At 64.5% G+C, this 15,282-nt stretch carries 16 protein-coding genes and 1 pseudogene; 5 read left to right on the forward strand and 12 right to left on the reverse strand.

Annotated features, from left to right (window positions below; translation table 11 throughout):
• Window positions 1-72: 72 nt before the first annotated feature.
• Entirely contained in the window at window positions 73-519 is a 447-nt protein-coding gene (locus tag NLM27_RS23165) for a DUF2809 domain-containing protein (protein ID WP_254145522.1), read from the forward strand.
• Window positions 520-607: 88 nt separating this feature from the next.
• Here NLM27_RS23165 and NLM27_RS23170 read toward each other — a convergent pair whose 3' ends face one another.
• From NLM27_RS23170 to NLM27_RS23185, 4 genes are all read right to left on the reverse strand, one after another.
• Entirely contained in the window at window positions 608-1,771 is a 1,164-nt protein-coding gene (locus NLM27_RS23170; RefSeq protein ID WP_254145523.1) for a winged helix-turn-helix domain-containing protein, read from the reverse strand.
• A 112-nt stretch (window positions 1,772-1,883) separates the two neighbouring features.
• Window positions 1,884-2,129: a hypothetical protein gene (locus NLM27_RS23175; RefSeq protein WP_254145524.1), complete on the reverse strand. Its 246-nt coding sequence runs from the start codon at window positions 2,127-2,129 to the stop codon at window positions 1,884-1,886.
• Between the two features lie 100 nt (window positions 2,130-2,229).
• The gene (locus NLM27_RS23180; protein WP_254145525.1) at window positions 2,230-2,466 is read right to left on the reverse strand and encodes a hypothetical protein; all 237 of its coding nucleotides are present in this window, start codon (window positions 2,464-2,466) and stop codon (window positions 2,230-2,232) included.
• Window positions 2,467-2,719: 253 nt separating this feature from the next.
• Window positions 2,720-4,129: a caspase family protein gene (locus NLM27_RS23185; protein ID WP_254145526.1), complete on the reverse strand. Its 1,410-nt coding sequence runs from the start codon at window positions 4,127-4,129 to the stop codon at window positions 2,720-2,722.
• A 484-nt stretch (window positions 4,130-4,613) separates the two neighbouring features.
• Between NLM27_RS23185 and NLM27_RS23190 the strand changes: the two genes are divergently transcribed.
• A complete protein-coding gene (locus NLM27_RS23190; RefSeq protein WP_254145527.1) occupies window positions 4,614-5,255 on the forward strand; it encodes an OmpA family protein in 642 nt (213 codons plus the stop codon).
• Window positions 5,256-5,312: 57 nt separating this feature from the next.
• On the opposite strand, the gene NLM27_RS23195 is transcribed toward NLM27_RS23190, so the two are convergent.
• The gene (locus NLM27_RS23195) at window positions 5,313-6,593 is read right to left on the reverse strand and encodes a phospholipid carrier-dependent glycosyltransferase (RefSeq protein ID WP_254145528.1); all 1,281 of its coding nucleotides are present in this window, start codon (window positions 6,591-6,593) and stop codon (window positions 5,313-5,315) included.
• Between the two features lie 200 nt (window positions 6,594-6,793).
• Here NLM27_RS23195 and NLM27_RS23200 point away from each other — a divergent pair, with 200 nt between their 5' ends.
• The gene (locus tag NLM27_RS23200; protein WP_256570008.1) at window positions 6,794-7,495 is read left to right on the forward strand and encodes a FecR domain-containing protein; all 702 of its coding nucleotides are present in this window, start codon (window positions 6,794-6,796) and stop codon (window positions 7,493-7,495) included.
• A 2-nt stretch (window positions 7,496-7,497) separates the two neighbouring features.
• Window positions 7,498-8,577: a hypothetical protein gene (locus NLM27_RS23205; RefSeq protein WP_254145530.1), complete on the forward strand. Its 1,080-nt coding sequence runs from the start codon at window positions 7,498-7,500 to the stop codon at window positions 8,575-8,577.
• A gap of 127 nt (window positions 8,578-8,704) precedes the next feature.
• Here the strand turns inward: NLM27_RS23205 and NLM27_RS23210 are convergent.
• From NLM27_RS23210 to NLM27_RS23220, 3 genes and pseudogenes are all read right to left on the reverse strand, one after another.
• Window positions 8,705-9,190 (reverse strand): annotated as a pseudogene (locus NLM27_RS23210) (VOC family protein); the annotation flags it as partial.
• Window positions 9,191-9,216: 26 nt separating this feature from the next.
• Window positions 9,217-9,645, reverse strand: coding sequence for a VOC family protein (locus NLM27_RS23215; RefSeq protein WP_254145532.1), 429 nt, complete (start codon window positions 9,643-9,645; stop codon window positions 9,217-9,219).
• 130 nt (window positions 9,646-9,775) lie between these two features.
• Window positions 9,776-10,288, reverse strand: coding sequence for a cupin domain-containing protein (locus NLM27_RS23220; RefSeq protein WP_254145533.1), 513 nt, complete (start codon window positions 10,286-10,288; stop codon window positions 9,776-9,778).
• A 128-nt stretch (window positions 10,289-10,416) separates the two neighbouring features.
• Between NLM27_RS23220 and NLM27_RS23225 the strand changes: the two genes are divergently transcribed.
• Complete coding sequence (locus NLM27_RS23225) at window positions 10,417-10,635, forward strand: CsbD family protein (protein ID WP_254145534.1); 219 nt, start codon at window positions 10,417-10,419, stop codon at window positions 10,633-10,635.
• Window positions 10,636-10,750: 115 nt separating this feature from the next.
• Here the strand turns inward: NLM27_RS23225 and NLM27_RS23230 are convergent, their stop codons facing one another.
• The 4 genes from NLM27_RS23230 to NLM27_RS23245 are packed head-to-tail and all read right to left on the reverse strand — an operon-like array spanning window position 10,751 to window position 15,205.
• Window positions 10,751-11,215, reverse strand: a complete 465-nt coding sequence (locus tag NLM27_RS23230; RefSeq protein WP_254145535.1) for an FKBP-type peptidyl-prolyl cis-trans isomerase — start codon at window positions 11,213-11,215, stop codon at window positions 10,751-10,753.
• A gap of 60 nt (window positions 11,216-11,275) precedes the next feature.
• Entirely contained in the window at window positions 11,276-13,567 is a 2,292-nt protein-coding gene (locus NLM27_RS23235; protein ID WP_254145536.1) for a xanthine dehydrogenase family protein molybdopterin-binding subunit, read from the reverse strand.
• A gap of 2 nt (window positions 13,568-13,569) precedes the next feature.
• Window positions 13,570-14,586 carry a xanthine dehydrogenase family protein subunit M gene (locus NLM27_RS23240; protein ID WP_254145537.1) on the reverse strand — a complete coding sequence of 339 codons (1,017 nt, stop codon included), beginning with the start codon at window positions 14,584-14,586 and terminating at the stop codon, window positions 13,570-13,572.
• A 4-nt stretch (window positions 14,587-14,590) separates the two neighbouring features.
• On the reverse strand, window positions 14,591-15,205 hold the full coding sequence (locus tag NLM27_RS23245; protein WP_254145538.1) for a (2Fe-2S)-binding protein: 615 nt from the start codon (window positions 15,203-15,205) through the stop codon (window positions 14,591-14,593).
• Between the last annotated feature and the right edge of the window lie 77 nt (window positions 15,206-15,282).

The raw sequence follows: 15,282 nt of genomic DNA on the forward strand, positions 1-15,282 counted from the left end.
CCCGGGTTGTTGCTTTTCTAGGGCTGGGTGGCGGTTTTGAGCATCGCGGGCAAAGAGTCAATGGAGCGAGTAATGCATGGGACGCAGCCGGATAAACCCATTGCGCGGCCACGGACATCGCTGATCCGCGCCGCCGTCGCGTTTGCGGTGATCATCTGCGGGCTCTCCCTGCGCTGGTACGGCTTTCCACTCGGCCTGCCCGCCTTCGTTGTGAAGTACGGCGGCTCGCTGCTGTGGGCGACCATGGTGTTTCTGCTGGTCGGGGTGTTGCTGCCGCGGCTGACCCGAAGCCAACTCGCGGCGATCGCGCTGACGATCGCGCTCGCCGTAGAGTTCTCCCGGCTGGTGCATACGCCATGGCTCGATGCATTCCGGCTGACGACGGCCGGCGCACTGCTGCTGGGGCGGATTTTTTCGCTGTGGAATCTAGTGGCTTATGCGGTGGGGATTGCGTTTGGCCTTTGGATCGATCGGCTCGCCGAGAAGCGTGGTCTCGTAGGGTGGGCAAAGGCGCCCTAGCGCCGTGCCCACCATTTCCCCTTTACGCGCGGCGATGGTGGGCACGCTTCGCTTTGCCCACCCTACGAGACCGTCGAGCGATCAGCCTTCACTCCGCCAGTTGAAACCGCTCGAAGCGATCGAGCTCATCCTCGATCACGCGCTTGAGCTCCTTGCGCCCTGCCGTCTTCTTTCCCTGCCCGACCCAGGTCCATTTCTGCATCAACAGCTTCTTCGTCTGCCGATCCGTCTTCAGGTCGAGCGCGGCGACGATCTCGTCGCCGACCAGGACCGGCAGCGCGAAATAGCCGAGCTTGCGCTTGGCCTTCGGCACATAGGCCTCGAACAGATGGTTGTAGCCGAAGATGAGATTGGTGCGCTTGCGCTGGATGATCAGGGGATCGAACGGCGAGAGGATGTGGACGAGATCGGGCGGCACCTCGCCGTTCGCCTCCAGCAACGCGGGCGATGCCCAATGCTCCTGCTTGCCGGCGCGCTCGAGCGCGATCGGCACGAGCTCGCCGCGGCGGACGCGCGAGGCGATCAGGCCGGTGACCGCCTTCTTGCGCGGCGCATCGAGATGGCAGATCGAATCCAGGCTCACCACACCTTGCGAGCGCAGCGCGCGGTCGAGCAGATAGGCCGTGATCTCCTTCGCCGTCGCGGGCTTCGGCAGTGTGTCCCAGCCGAAATGGCGCGTCATCAACTCATAGGTCTTGAGCATGCCCTGGCGTGCGCTGATGGTCACGGCGCCGGTATAGAAGGCGAGCTGCAGGGCCCGCTTCGAGGGTTTTCGGCTCTGCCACAGATGCTCCTTCTCCGTGAGCACGTCGTCCTCGATGTCGCGGATCGTCAGCGGCCCGGCGCGCACCAGGCGCATGACCTTACGCGTGTCGGCCGACTTCACCGAGGCGAACCATTTGTGCCCTTCGCGCCGGTGCTCGCGCATCGCCGGCAGGAAGAAGCGGAAGTCGTTCGCCGGCACGTAAGAAAGTGCATGCGTCCAGTATTCGAACACGCTTCGGTCGACGCTCTGGGCATGGCGCAGGTCGGCGCGCCGGTAGGACGGGATACGGCTGAACAGGATGTGGTGGTGGCAGCGCTCGATCACATTGATGGTGTCGATCTGCACATAGCCGAGATGAGCGACCGCGTCCGCGACGGCCTGCGCGCCATCGCCGAACGGCGCGCGCTCGTGCAGCCGCTGGGCGCGCAGCCAGATCTGCCGTGCCTGTGTCGTCGAGAGGGGGAGAGGTTTCGGGGCGCCGGACATTGCGGAAGCAATGTAGCGGGATTCGCGCCGAGGCAAAGCGGCGGGCTCACGAAAAAGCCGCGCTGCCAGCTGCTGACAGCGCGGCCGGAACGTGCAGTTCGGCGGGAAGCCCTTACTTCATCGCCATCGCCTTCTCAGCGCTCATGTAGTGCTTGCAGGCGCCCGGCATGTTGCCTTTGCTCATCTCCGAATTGGCCGAGGCCATCGACTTCCTCGCAGCGACCTTGCTCGGCGTGTCTTCGCCGCCTAGTCCGGTAAGTAGCTTCGCCATGTTCGCACTGGTGCACGCCATCTTGGCGGCGGATGCGGGAGATAGAGCAAGTGCAACGAATGCTGCTGCGAGCAACAGGGTCTTCATCCAGTTTTCTCCTCCGGAAAACGAAACCGGCGCCGTGCCGGCCTACGCGGGATCCATCTTTCCGGGATCGCGCTCCGCAGAGAAGAGTATTTCGCGCGCGCTAGCGTGCGGCTTTTGGGCGCTCCCCGACGCTGCCGGTCGCCATATCGGGTTCACACGACGCCCTGCCACGCCCCTCCGACTGGCAGCGATAGACGCTGCCGGTGAGACGATCGACGAGCCACATGTTCTCCTCGGTCGGCCCTTCCAGGCCGACATAGCGGGAGGTCAGCCCCGTAATCAGCGTCGACAGCAGGATCGCGACCGCGATCATCGCCGCGCCGATATAGATGGACATGGAACTCAGGGACACTGTCCGATCCGGCGGGCCGCTGCGATACTGGTAGTCACGCTGGTAGTCGCTTGGCCTCGGCACTGGATGGAACTCGGCTCCCCTCGCTCGCGAATGGCGATCAAAGGTCTGCTAGGCGGTCATCTGGCCGATTTCTTGTTCGCCAGCGGGCCATGCCGCGACGGCGTTGCGATAATCGATGTGCACAGGTTTCCGGAACAGATTGGCGGCCCGAACCGGGCCGCCTTCTTGCTTGCGCTCAGCGACGGCCGAACAACCCGCCCATCATACCGCCGAGCAAACCACCGGGGCCGCCCATCGGACCACCACCACCGCCACCGCTATAATGGCGCCGGCCGCTGCCGCCTTGGGAACGGCGACGCGCCGGCCCGTCGTCTGCCTGTTCGGAGGAGGCCGCGCTGGTCGAGACAATCTCCGACAGCAGAGCCTTGTGCTGGAGCTTGTTGAGATAACCGGTAGCGGGATAGCCGCGCGCAGCCTGCCACCGCCTCATCACGGAACGGGTCTCCTCGTCGAACTTGCCCGTTGCCTTGACGTCGAAGCCGAGCCCGGTGAGGCGGCGCTGCACGTCGCGGCGCTGGCCCTTGTCCAGGCCGATCTGGTCTTCAGACACCTGGCTGGCTTCTTCCGTAAAGGTCGCGGGATCGATCCCGGCCGACAGGTTGCGGGTGGTGTTGGATGGACCATCCTGCAACGCCGCGATGCGGGCGAGCGCGATCGATTTGAACGTGCCGTTGGGATAGCTGGTGAGATAGGCGTTGAGCTCCTCGATCTTGTTGGAGTCCTTGATCGAACGCCAGAACTCGAGCTCGACGTCGGAGCCCTGCTTGCCCGCGGCCAACACCGGTGCCGTATCGGTCGTGGCCACAGCCGGCACGCCAACCGGATTGAGATAGACGTTGCCCGTAAGGTTGGTGTGACCCCAGGGCAATTGGCCCTTGCTGGTCTCGTCACTGACCTGGGCGCGGACCTTGGTCATCGCCTGCTGGATCTCGATCCCGGGCTGGGCAATGTTGGCGACGAGCGCACGGGTGAACGGGCTGTTGGTGCCCGCCTCGCCATCGAGCGCGGTCTGACCGGGGCCCGTGGCAAAGGCAATCAGCGTGCCCTCCCCCGACTTCATCTCGGCAAGACCGGTCTGGACGTTGACCGAGCGGGTGGCCTTGGCCGAGCGGATCTTTGCCGCGAACGGATTGTCACGGCAGGCGTCCAGGAACACGAGCTTCACCTTCGCGTCCGACATGGTCTGATCGAGCGTGAGGTCGACATTGATCGCCGCGCCCAGCTTGACGTCCATCTCGGATTTCAGGTCAGCATCGACCGGCAACAAATAGTTGACGCCGTTCACGGCAATCCCGTGGCCGGCATAGAAGAACACCGCGACATCGGCGCCCTCGCTCTTCTTGCCGAACTCCAGAAGCTTTGCAGTCATCGCGTCGCGGGTGAGGTTGGCTCCCTCGACGACATCGAAGCCGACATTGCGCAGCACCCTGGCCATCGCCTTGGAATCGATCGCGGGGTTGGGAAGCTGCGGGACGTTCTTGTAGGCGGCATTGCCGACCACGAAGGCGACGCGCTTGTCCGCGAAGGCCGCGTTGCCGCTGACAATGAATGCTGCGATTGAAATTGCTGCGATCAAGAAGCGCATGATCATTCTCCCCTGATCCAAACTTCTTCGCTGCCATCGCATCGGCCTGAGCCGATCCGATGAGAGCAATCTGATCCAGTTCACGAGAACGCACTGTGATCTGGATCACCCGGGGATTTCTGTTGCTCGAACCGAGCTGAGAGACGCTGCGACCACACTTTTCGGGCTGCTGACGCAGCGGGCAATATCGGCTGGTGACGAGCAATAACGGAAAGATTGTACCCGCCGGGGCCGCGAGTCCAGCAAGTATTGGAGCTCGTCCGAGAAGACGAGATAAATGAGCATTCTGCTCTCGGTGCCGAATGAGGCAGGCTTCTTCCCGGTGGTAGGGCGTTGCCACTAAACTCGACCTGCCCCGGATGCCGATTGGCTCCGGCCCTGAGATACAGGAAAGGAATGTGACCCGCATCACATCGGGGTATTTGAACCTCCCCTAGGCTCGCAGCATCAAATCGCCATCAGGCGTTACAGCGAGGATACGACAATGACCCATTTCAATAAGTACTTTGGACTGAAGGCGATCACTCTCTCCGCCGCGCTATCGATGACGGCAGGCCTGGCCCTGGCCGGCGACGGCAACGTCTCCGCGGGCCAGATCCTGGATGCACTGAAGCCGAAGCCAGTGACCCGCGGCTTGTCCGTCGGGCCGCAGGCCGATACCGCCGCGCAGGCCAAGGAATCGACCTTCCTGAACACCGTGCGCAACCGCTCGACCCGGTCGCTCTCGATCGGCGAGCGCGAGCAGATCGCCGAGCTTGCGGCGACCAAGCCGAAGATCGATCTGGAGATCCAGTTCGACTACAACTCGGCCGACATCGCCAAGACGTCGGTGGCATCGGTGCAGGCCCTCGGCAAGGCCCTGTCCGATCCGGCGCTGAAGGGCTCGACCTTCGTGGTCGCCGGCCACACCGACGCCACAGGCGGCGAAGAGTACAATCAAGGGCTCTCCGAGCGGCGCGCCGACACCATCAAGAAGTACCTGGTGCAGAACTACGGTCTCAACGGCACCGATCTCGTCACCGTCGGCTACGGCGAGACCAAGCTGAAGGATACTGCCAACGGCGCCGACCCGATCAACCGCCGCGTCCAGGTCGTGAACATGGACACCAAGACCGCGTCGAAGTGATCTCCAGGTCTTTGCTCCACGAAGCACGCCGCCTGCCGCCCCCGGCAGGCGGCGCTGTCATATCCAGCTCTGGAACAGCATCAGCTTGCCGAAGGTTCGCATGGAAGTGCCGATGAAGGCCGCGGAGATCGGCAGCATGATCGCAAAGCCGATTGCGGCGACGCCGACATAGGCCCACAGCAGCCAACGCGGCAGCCCCTCCAGGCGCAGCACATAGACCAGTGCAAGCGACGCTGTGGTCGCGGCCGGCAGGTAATAGTAGAGGAAACCCAGCGTACGCGGCAGCAACGCCCAGGCGAGCCAGGGGCCGAAATAGAACGCCGCGATCAGGAATGCATCCCAGCGCCGCGCGACGATGAAATCACGCAGCACGACAGCGAGCGCGAGCAGCGCCGGCCAGGCCACCAGCGGATTGCCGAGGAAGACGATCGCGGCGATGTTGTCCTCCGCCGTCTTGTCGAACAGGAACCAGACCGGACGTGCCAGCAACGGCCAGGATGGCCATGCGCTCATATACGTGTGGCCGGCGATCGCAGTCGTGGTGTTGTCGGCGAAGATCCGCCGCTGCGCCTCGATCAGATCCGGCAGCGACAATCCGTAGAGCGGGACGAAGGCGGCAAGATACGTCATCGCCGGCAAGACGGCGAAGCAGAGCGCGGCATGCTGCACGCGAAAGCCGGCCCAGAGATCGGGCCGATACCAATCGCTCGGCCTGGCGTCCGCAAACAGCGTGTGCCAGCCCTGCATCAGGCGGATCACCGCGACAATGACGATGCAGACGCCGAGCGGAAACAGGCCGCTCCATTTGCAGGCGGCCGCACAACCGAACAGGCTGCCCGCGAGCGCGAACAGCGCGTGCGGCCGCTCTCTTCGAAAACCATGCATGAAGGCGGCGGTCGCGAGCAGGCCGAAGCCGAGCGCAAAGATGTCGAGCATGGCGATGCGCGCCTGCACGTAGAGCATCTGGTTGCAACCGGCGATCAGCGCGGCGGCGATAGCGGGCCCTTGCGCGGAGAACAGCGCAAGGCCGCACAGATAGATCGCGACGACCGCGAGTGCGCCGAACAATGTCGCGGGATAGCGCCAGCCAAACGCGTTGTCGCCGAAGGTTGCGATCGATGCCGCGATCAGCTCCTTCGCTAACGGCGGATGCATCGGATTGAGCATCGGCTGCGACATCACAGGCGCCAGCATCTGCCGTGCTGCCGGCACATAATGCACCTCGTCGAAGACGAACTTCTCCGGCGTTGCGAGACCGATCAGCAGCGCGAGATGAGCAACCAGGAAAATCGCGACAGCAATCACTGCGCTCCGCGACACTTTTGGGACCGCGGACAATTCGAGCGCCTGCTGTGGGGATGTTTTGCGTGGCAAATCTGCGTCACCGCGGACAAAAAAGAGATCGCGATTTTCATTGAACGCATTCTGCCGCTGCTGTCACTAAGCATAACGCACGTCCCGCGCCGCTTGTGATAATTCCGCCACATCGGAAGTGCGCGCGATCCGGTACGATCAGGGACATATCGATCGGTTACGAAATGAATTTGCGTTTCTGGCTTTTCTCCTCTCTGTTGTCGGCCGCATTGTGCGCAGGCCCTTGCGCGCAGGCGCAGACACGCGTCGGCGAAGCCGTGGTGATCCAGAACGAAGTGGTGCGCGTAGCCGCGACCAGCACGCCGATCAATGTCGGCGACAGCATGCTGCGCGACGAGACCGTGCGCACCGGCGCCGACAGCGCGGCGCGCTTCGTCATGGCCGACAGCACCAATCTGTCGCTGGGCCCCAGCGCGACGCTGAAGCTCGACCGCACCGTCTTCAACGACGAGCTCAGCTATCGCGATGTCGCGATCCGCATGACCACCGGCGCATTCCGCTTCGTCACCGGGCACTCCGCAAAGAGCGCCTACAAGATCACGACCCCGCTCGCGACCATCGGTGTGCGCGGCACCACGCTCGACATCCTCTCGCAGCGCGGCCGCTCGGTCGTGGTGCTCCAGGACGGCGCGGCCAGCGTCTGCACGACGAACTCTCAATGCGTGCAGCTCACCCAGCCGGGCGACACCGCGATCATCACCTCGACCGGTGGCAAGGTCAGCATCACCAAGACCAACACGCCGCCCTGGACGTTTGCCGCCAACTGCGCGGCGAGTGCCGGGCTTTGCGCCGTCAACCAATATGCCGCGGCATCGCCGACCATCACGCCTGCCGTCCAGGACGACGGCATGCTGTGCGGGCGTTGACGATGTCGAACCGGGCAAGACAGTTCGCGATGCGGGCGGCGCTCGTTGTCGCCGTTGCATTCTGCTCGGCCGCGTTCGGCATCGGTTCGGCCGCGGCTCAGTCGCCCTCGCCCTCGCCGAGCCCCTCGCCGTCGCCTTCTCCCTCGCCCACGCCAAATCCAATTCCGTCGCCGAGCCCGACGCCGACCGGCGCGGATTCCAGCGGCAATTCGATCGGCGGCCTCGCCAATCAGCGCTTCAACCAAATGATCACCAACCGCGTGCTTGGCACGGTGCTGCTTGGCGTCAACGAGCAGGTCAATTGCGGTGACTGCATCAGCGCGTTCGGCTCGGCCGGCTCGTTCTCAGCCGGCATCCACGGCCGCAAGGAGCTGACCAACAATCTGTCGCTGCTCGCCGGCATCGCCTACACGCATTACGACGAGGGCGGCTACAAGATCACGAGCGCGCCGATCGGGGCCTTCGCGCTGCGTTACGATTTCACCGACTGGGGCTCCTCGCGCCCGTTCTTCGACGTCGGCACGATCCTGACGCCGTGGGAGAAGGCGCGCTACACGCGCAGCTACGACACCAACCTCGGCCCCGTGAACGTGACCAGCTCGACCAACGCCTCGAATTACGCCGTCTATGGCCGCGCCGGATGGATCAGCCGGCTATCGCCGCGCGACGAGGTCGCGGCCTCCGTTGAGGTCTGGCAGCTCTGGCAGCGCGTGTCGGGCTACACCGACAGCGCAGTCGCCTTCAATCCGTTCGACGCGACGATTGCGACCGGTACCGACCGCACCAGCCTGGTCAAGATCGGCGGCCAGTGGACGCATCTCTACGGCAGCAACATCGAGACCAACATCAACGGCGGCTGGGTGCAGTCCTTTGCCAGTCACAGCGGCATCGTGGCGACCGTGACCGGCACCGGCGTGGTGGTGCCGACCATGGGCAACCAGGGCTGGTTCGAATATGGCGGCCGGCTCGGCTTCCGCGTGCAAAAAGGCTGGATCGTAGATCTCTTCGCCAACGGCACGCTGGGTCCGCAGCCGGTCGGCAACACCATCCACGGCGGCGTGGGACTGCGGATCAATTATTAGCGGGCGGGCACGGTCTCGTAGGGTGGGCAAAGCGAAAGCGTGCCCACCACTTCTCTTAATCGCGGGCGGATCGTGGGCACGGCGCTACGCGCGCGCCTTTGCCCACCCAACGGCACTTAGTACGTGGCGCCGCCGACTTGCCCTCGAACGCCTGACGCAGAACGTCGACGTCGAGCTTCACCATCTTCATCATGGCCTGCATGGCGCGCGCAGCCGCCGCCTTGTCCGGGCTCGACAAGAATTCGAATATGGCCTTCGGCACCACCTGCCAGGCCACGCCCCAGCGATCCCTGAGCCAGCCGCACTGCTCTTCCTTGCCACCATGCGCCAGGAACGCGCTCCAGACGCTGTCGACCTGGGCCTGGTCATCGCAATCGATCATCAGCGACAGCGCATGGGTGTATTCCATCTTCATGCCGCCGTTGAGCGCGACCAGGCGCTGCCCGCCGAGCGTGAACTCGACGACGAGCACCGAGCCCTGCTTGCCGGACGGGCCATCGGAGACGTTGCGCTGGACGTGCACGATCTTGGAATTGGGCAGCAGGGAGACGTAGAAGTTCGCGGCTTCTTCGGCATCGCCGTTGAACCACAGGCAGGGCGTGACCTTGGACATTCGAATGCTCCTGTTCTGAGCTGCAATCAGGCGTTCGCCATCCCGGGCTGCAGAGGCGCGGCCGCGAGATCCATCCAGTTCACACCCCACATATGGCCATCGGGATCCTCGAAGCTGCGGCCATACATGAAGCTATATTCGTCCTTCGGGCTGGGATCGGCCACCCCACCCGCAGCCTCAGCCCTGGCGACGATATCGTCGACCTCGCTGCGGCTGTCCGCGGACAGGCAGAACAGGACCTGGTTCGAGGTCTTGGCATCCGCGATTGGCTTCGGCGTGAACTTGCGGAACTTGTCGTGGGTCAGCAGCATGGCGAAAATGGTCTCGGAAAAGACCATGCAGCTTGCGGTGTCGTCGCAAAATTGCGGGTTCTTGACCGCGCCGACCGCCTCATAGAAGGCGGTGGCGCGCTTGAGGTCGGTCACCGGCAGGTTGACGAAGATCATCTTGGGCATCGGAAGCTCCTTGGCGGGGTTCTGCCCAAGGACGGATGCGCCGACGGCCACCCGACATAGCTTCCGGATATTTTTTTAAGGCCGCGCATGCGGGGTTCTGTCGCACCGAACCCCGCTCCCCTCGGCAGCCTTACTTCTTCTCGTTCGGATCGCGGTGCACCGGATCGATCCACAGCACGGTCTCGGGCTTCTCGATCGGCTCGATGTCGAGATTGATCGCCACCGCCTCGCCGTCGCTGCGCACCAGCACGCATTCCAGCACCTCGTCGGGGCTGGCGTTGATCTCCTGATGCGGGACGTAGGGCGGGACGAAGATGAAATCGCCGGGACCCGCCTCTGCGGTGAATTGCAGTCTCTCGCCCCAGCGCATCCGCGCCTTGCCCTTCACGACATAAATGACGCTTTCGAGATGACCGTGGTGATGCGCACCGGTCTTGGCGTCGGGCTTGATGCTGACCGTGCCTGCCCACAATTTCTGCGCACCGACCCGTGCGAAGTTGATGGCGGCCGCGCGGTCCATGCCGGCCGTCGACGGCACATTGGTGTCGAGCTGGTTGCCGGGAATGACACGCACGCCGTCATGTTTCCAGCGATCGTCGTGATCGTGGTCATGGTGGGAATGCGAATGATCATGGCCGGTCATGGGACTTGCTTTCTGTTGGTTCCGTCCGCGGCAAACTAACCCAAAGCTGCGCCTGCTAGCCATACCAAATTCGGAACCCCCATAGCCGTAAGATGTTGTCGTTGCGAGCAATCTGAAAGGAGAGTTTCATGGGTAGCACGAGCGACAAGATCAAGGGCACCGCCAACGAGGCAATCGGCAAGGCCAAGCAGGGCATCGGTGAAGCCACCGGCTCCGACCGCATGAAGGGCGAAGGCGCGGTCCAGGAGGTGAAGGGCAAGGGCCAGCAGGCCATGGGCGATGCCAAGGACGCCGCGAAGGACGCGATGGATCGCGCCGCGGCTGCGGCACGTCGCGCAACAGAGTGACGCCCCTAGAGCTGAGAAGCGAAAAGACCGGCCGAGAGGCCGGTCTTTTTGTTTCACGCTATTTTCTCCGTCATGGCCGGGCTTGCCCCGGCCATGACGACGTGGGGACCTTCGCTCACTTCACCGCGAGCAATTCCACGTCGAACATCAGCGTCGCGTTCGGCGGGATCACGCCGCCGGCACCGCGGGCGCCGTAGCCGAGCTGCGGCGGGATGATCAGCGTGCGCTTGCCGCCGACCTTCATCGAGGCGACGCCCTCGTCCCAGCCGGCGATGACGCGGCCCTTGCCGATCGGGAATTCGAACGGCTCGTTGCGGTCGACCGATGAGTCGAATTTCTTGCCCTTCTGGCCGTTCTCGTAGAGCCAGCCGGTGTAGTGCATCACGCAGATCTGGCCCGGCTTTGGCGAAGCGCCAGTGCCGACGACGCCGTCGATGATCTGCAAGCCTGAAGCTGTGGTCATGGTCTTTCCTGCGGTCTGGGCCGAGGCCGGGGTGGAAACGAAATGCGACACGCTGGCGATCACGGTGATCGCGAGTGCCGACATCAGGGCGAGGAGCGCGCGCTGGAAACGCTGCATAAGGCACCTTCCGTTTGAGGCGGGAGGTGTCTAGCGCAACGCGGATGAGGTTTCCACCCCTCACACCTCGATATTTTCCAGCCGGACCGGAAGCTTGCGGATGCGCTGGCCCGTCGCATGATGGATCGCATTGCAGATCGCCGCATTGGTGCCGACATTGCCGAGCTCGCCGAGTCCTTTCACGCCGGCGGGGTTGATGTGATCATCCTGCTCGGAGAGCAAAATGACCTCGACGCCGGAGACGTCCGCATTCACGGGCACCAGGTAGTCGGCAAGATTGTCGTTGACGTAGCGCGCGGTGCGCTCGTCGATCTCGGTGGCCTCCAGCAGCGCCGACGACATGCCCCAGATGAGTCCGCCCATCAGCTGGCTGCGCGCCGTGCGCGGGTTCATGATGCGGCCTCCGGTGAAAGCGCCGACCAGACGGGGGCAGCGGATCTCGTGCGTGAAGCGGTTGATGCGGACCTCGACGAACTCCGCACCGAACGCATAGGCGATCTGGTCTTTCATCGAGTGACCGCCCACGAGCCGCACCTGCCCGCTATGCATGGCGCGGAAGGAATCCAGCGGCGCGCCGTCCGGCTTCCACTCGCCATATTCCTCGACGACGCCGACACCGAGCGCGTCGAAGGCCTTCTCCAGGTCGAGCGGGCGGTCGCCCTTCGCCGCCTGCGTGGCCGGTGTCTGGCCGATGCCCACGGTCTCCTTGGCCTTGTCCGTCAGGCTCTGGCTCGGCATCACCGCCCTGAACAGGCGCTGCCGGATCTGGTCGCACACCATCATCACCGCGGAGCAGGTGCTGGCCGTGGAGTTCGAGCCTCCGGCAACGGGCGCCGGCGGCAGATCGCTGTCGCCGATGAAGACCGCGACCTTCTCGAGCGGCACGCCGAGCCGCTCTGACGCGATCTGGGCGATGACGGTGTAGGCGCCGGTCCCGATCTCGTGGCCGGCGATCTCGACGCGGGTACGGCCGTCGCGCTGGAGCCGCACCCGCGCAGCGGCCGGCCCCATCTGCGTCGGATAGCAGGTTGAGGCACAGCCATAGCCGATCAGCCAGTCGCCGTCCGACATCGATTTTGGTTGCGGCGAGCGCTGCGCCCAGCCGAACGCCTTGGCGGCCTCGTCGAAACAGGCCATCAGCGAGCGCGACGTATAGGGCTTGCCGGTGATCGGCTCGTTGGTGGTGTCGTTGATGCGGCGAAGCTCGACCGGATCCATGTTCAGTTTCACCGCCAGCTCGTCCATCGCGCTCTCCAGGGCGAACAGATACGGCACCTCCGGTGGCGAGCGCATGAAGCCTGGCGTGTTGCGGTCGGCGCGCACGATCGAGACGAGGCTGTCGACATTCGGACAGGCATAGAGCCGGGTCGTCGTCTTGGTGCCGCCGACGCAATAGGCGTCGGGGCGCGAAGAGACCTCGGCGCCCTCGTGCCTGAGCGCGACCAGCTTGCCGTCGCGGCGCGCACCAAGCTTGATCTCGTGGCGGGTCTCGGCGCGATGGGTGGTGATGGTAAAGCCCTGGTCGCGGGTCGGGACCAGCTTGATCGGCCGGTTCAGGCGCTTGGCGATAGCGGCGATGATGGCGGTGCGCGGTGTCATCGAGCCGCGCGAGCCGAAGCCACCGCCGACATAGGGATTGACCACGCGCACCTTGTCGGCGTCGATGCCGAGCTGTTCGGCGACGCCGTTCTTCAGGCCGTAGACGAACTGGCTTGGCTCGTAGATGACGAGGTTGTCGCCCATCCAGGCGCAGCTCGTCGAGAACAACTCCATCGGATTGTGATGCTGCGTCGGCGTTTCGTAGGAGGCGGTCAGCTTGACCTCGGCCTCGTCGAACGCCTTCGCGAAATCACCCACCTTCGGGTCTTCCTTGAACTGTGCATTCTGCCCCTTCGCGGCCGCCGTGGTCGTCCCGGGCGAGTCGAAGGTCGCGCTGGGCGCGGTGGCCGTGTAACTGACCTTGACGCGGTTGGCGGCCTCGCGCGCCGCCTCGTAGCTTTCGGCAATGACCACCGCGATGATCTGGCCGTCATGGGCGATATCGGCCGACTTCAGCGGCTGGATCGTCGTGCCCGCATGGCCGCCATTGCTGAACAGCTTCGACTCCTTCAGCTTCGGCGCGTTCTCGTGGGTGACGATGTCGATCACGCCGCGGACGCGCCTGGCATCATCGAGATCGAAGCTGTCGATCCGTCCCTTGGCAATCGCGCTGGTGACGAGGAACGCATAGGCGGGGTCGGCGAGCGGCATGTCGGACGCATAGGTCGCGCGTCCCGTGACCTTTACGACCGCGTCATAACGCGGCACAGGCTTGCCCATGTTCGCCTTCGGCTCGGGAGCAGCAGCGGTCATGATCAGATCTCCATCGTTACGGCTTGCTGGAGCGCGCGTGCCACCACGCGCTTGCCGAGCGCGATCTTGAAACTGTTGTGCCGCCGCCCCCTGGCGTCTGCGAAAGCGGCATCGGCGACGCGCTGCGCCAGGGCCTCGTCGAATTTCTGTCCCTTCAAGAGCGCCTCCGCCTCGCGCGCTCGCCAGGGTACGGTGGCGACACCCCCGAGCGCGACGCGCGCGTCACGAATCGTGCCGTCCTGCACGTCGAGCGCGACCGCAGCCGAGGACAGCGCGAACTCGTAGGATTGCCGGTCGCGCGCCTTGAGATACACCGAGCGCGGCCAGCGCCCGGGCATAGCAAAGGCCGAGATCAACTCGCCGGGCTGAAGCGTGGTCTCGATGTCGGGCGTACTGCCCGGTGCCTTGTGGAGCTGCGCGAACGGCATGCTGCGCGTGCCGGCCTTGCCCGTGATCTCGACCATGGCATCGAGTGCAATCAACGCCTGCGCGAAATCGCCGGGATAGGTCGCGATGCATTGATCGGAGACGCCGAGCACAGCATGCATGCGGTTGACGCCGTCCATGGCCGCGCAGCCGGAGCCTGGATTGCGCTTGTTGCAATGCTCATAAGAAACATCGCGGAAATAGCTGCAACGCGTTCGCTGCATCACGTTGCCGCCGAGCGTTGCCATGTTGCGCAGCTGGGCGCTCGCCGCGAGCTTCAGGGAATTGGCAATCACCGGGTAGTTGCGCTCGATCTCGTCATGCGCGGCCACATCGGACATCTTCGCGAGCGCACCGAGCCGCAAGCTGTCGCCCTTGGGCTCGATCGCCGACCAGGCCTGCGCCAGCGGATTGATATCGACGATCGCGGCCGGCCGCATCACGTCCAGCTTCATCAGATCGAGCAGCGTGGTGCCGCCCGCGAGCGGCTGCGCGGGGGCCTGGGTCAGCGGATTGTTCGCGGCCGCGGCGGCGCCGAGCGCCTGCACGGCCATGTCAGGGTCTGTTGCCCTCTGATACGAAAACGGTCGCATGCGCCTAGCCTTTCATGATCTCGGGCGCGGCCTGCTTCACCGCGGCGACGATGTTGGGATAGGCGGCACAGCGGCAGATGTTGCCGCTCATATATTCGCGGATGTCGGCCTCGTTGTTTGCGTGGCCCTCCTTGACGCAGGCGACGGCCGACATGATCTGGCCGGGCGTGCAATAGCCGCACTGGAACGCGTCGTTGTCGATGAAGGCCTGCTGCATCGGATGCAGACGGTCGTCGGTGGCGAGGCCTTCGATCGTCGTGACCTCCTGCCCTTCGGCGGCAAGCGCAAGGGTCAGGCACGACACCACGCGCCGGTCGTCGATCAGCACCGTGCAGGCGCCGCATTGGCCGTGATCGCAGCCCTTCTTGCTGCCGGTGAGCTTCAGATGCTCGCGCAACGCGTCGAGCAGCGTGGTGCGCGCATCGATGCTCAGGCGCTTGTCCTTGCCGTTGACGCGAAGCGTGACGTCGACGGGAAGCGCCGGATCCCGGGCGACCGGCGCATTCGCATCCTGCGTGGCGGCACGCGCCGTCATCGGGACGAGCGCGCTCCCGGCGGCGCCGGCGATGAAGGCGCGCCGATCGAATCCGGATGCGTTGGAACTTGATTTGTCGGACATGGACGGCCTCCGCCGCTGGCAAGAACAGCAGCGCACGCCTGCACCGCTCATCGCCCCTTAACTGGGAGCGATGAGCG

It is taken from the genome of Bradyrhizobium sp. CCGB12 (genome assembly GCF_024199845.1).
Classification (GTDB): Bacteria; Pseudomonadota; Alphaproteobacteria; order Rhizobiales; family Xanthobacteraceae; genus Bradyrhizobium.

Bases quoted from the DNA above. Each gene is read 5' to 3' on its own strand.
- NLM27_RS23180 (WP_254145525.1), bottom strand. From the start codon at position 2,466: ATGTCCATCTATATCGGCGCGGCGATGATCGCGGTCGCGATCCTGCTG.
- NLM27_RS23240 (WP_254145537.1), bottom strand. From the start codon at position 14,586: ATGCGACCGTTTTCGTATCAGAGGGCAACAGACCCTGACATGGCCGTG.
- NLM27_RS23170 (WP_254145523.1), bottom strand. From the start codon at position 1,771: ATGTCCGGCGCCCCGAAACCTCTCCCCCTCTCGACGACACAGGCACGG.
- NLM27_RS23165 (WP_254145522.1), top strand. From the start codon at position 73: ATGCATGGGACGCAGCCGGATAAACCCATTGCGCGGCCACGGACATCG.
- NLM27_RS23200 (WP_256570008.1), top strand. From the start codon at position 6,794: ATGAATTTGCGTTTCTGGCTTTTCTCCTCTCTGTTGTCGGCCGCATTG.
- NLM27_RS23245 (WP_254145538.1), bottom strand. From the start codon at position 15,205: ATGTCCGACAAATCAAGTTCCAACGCATCCGGATTCGATCGGCGCGCC.
- NLM27_RS23225 (WP_254145534.1), top strand. From the start codon at position 10,417: ATGGGTAGCACGAGCGACAAGATCAAGGGCACCGCCAACGAGGCAATC.
- NLM27_RS23190 (WP_254145527.1), top strand. From the start codon at position 4,614: ATGACCCATTTCAATAAGTACTTTGGACTGAAGGCGATCACTCTCTCC.
- NLM27_RS23205 (WP_254145530.1), top strand. From the start codon at position 7,498: ATGTCGAACCGGGCAAGACAGTTCGCGATGCGGGCGGCGCTCGTTGTC.
- NLM27_RS23230 (WP_254145535.1), bottom strand. From the start codon at position 11,215: ATGCAGCGTTTCCAGCGCGCGCTCCTCGCCCTGATGTCGGCACTCGCG.
- NLM27_RS23215 (WP_254145532.1), bottom strand. From the start codon at position 9,645: ATGCCCAAGATGATCTTCGTCAACCTGCCGGTGACCGACCTCAAGCGC.
- NLM27_RS23220 (WP_254145533.1), bottom strand. From the start codon at position 10,288: ATGACCGGCCATGATCATTCGCATTCCCACCATGACCACGATCACGAC.
- NLM27_RS23175 (WP_254145524.1), bottom strand. From the start codon at position 2,129: ATGAAGACCCTGTTGCTCGCAGCAGCATTCGTTGCACTTGCTCTATCT.
- NLM27_RS23235 (WP_254145536.1), bottom strand. From the start codon at position 13,567: ATGACCGCTGCTGCTCCCGAGCCGAAGGCGAACATGGGCAAGCCTGTG.
- NLM27_RS23185 (WP_254145526.1), bottom strand. From the start codon at position 4,129: ATGCGCTTCTTGATCGCAGCAATTTCAATCGCAGCATTCATTGTCAGC.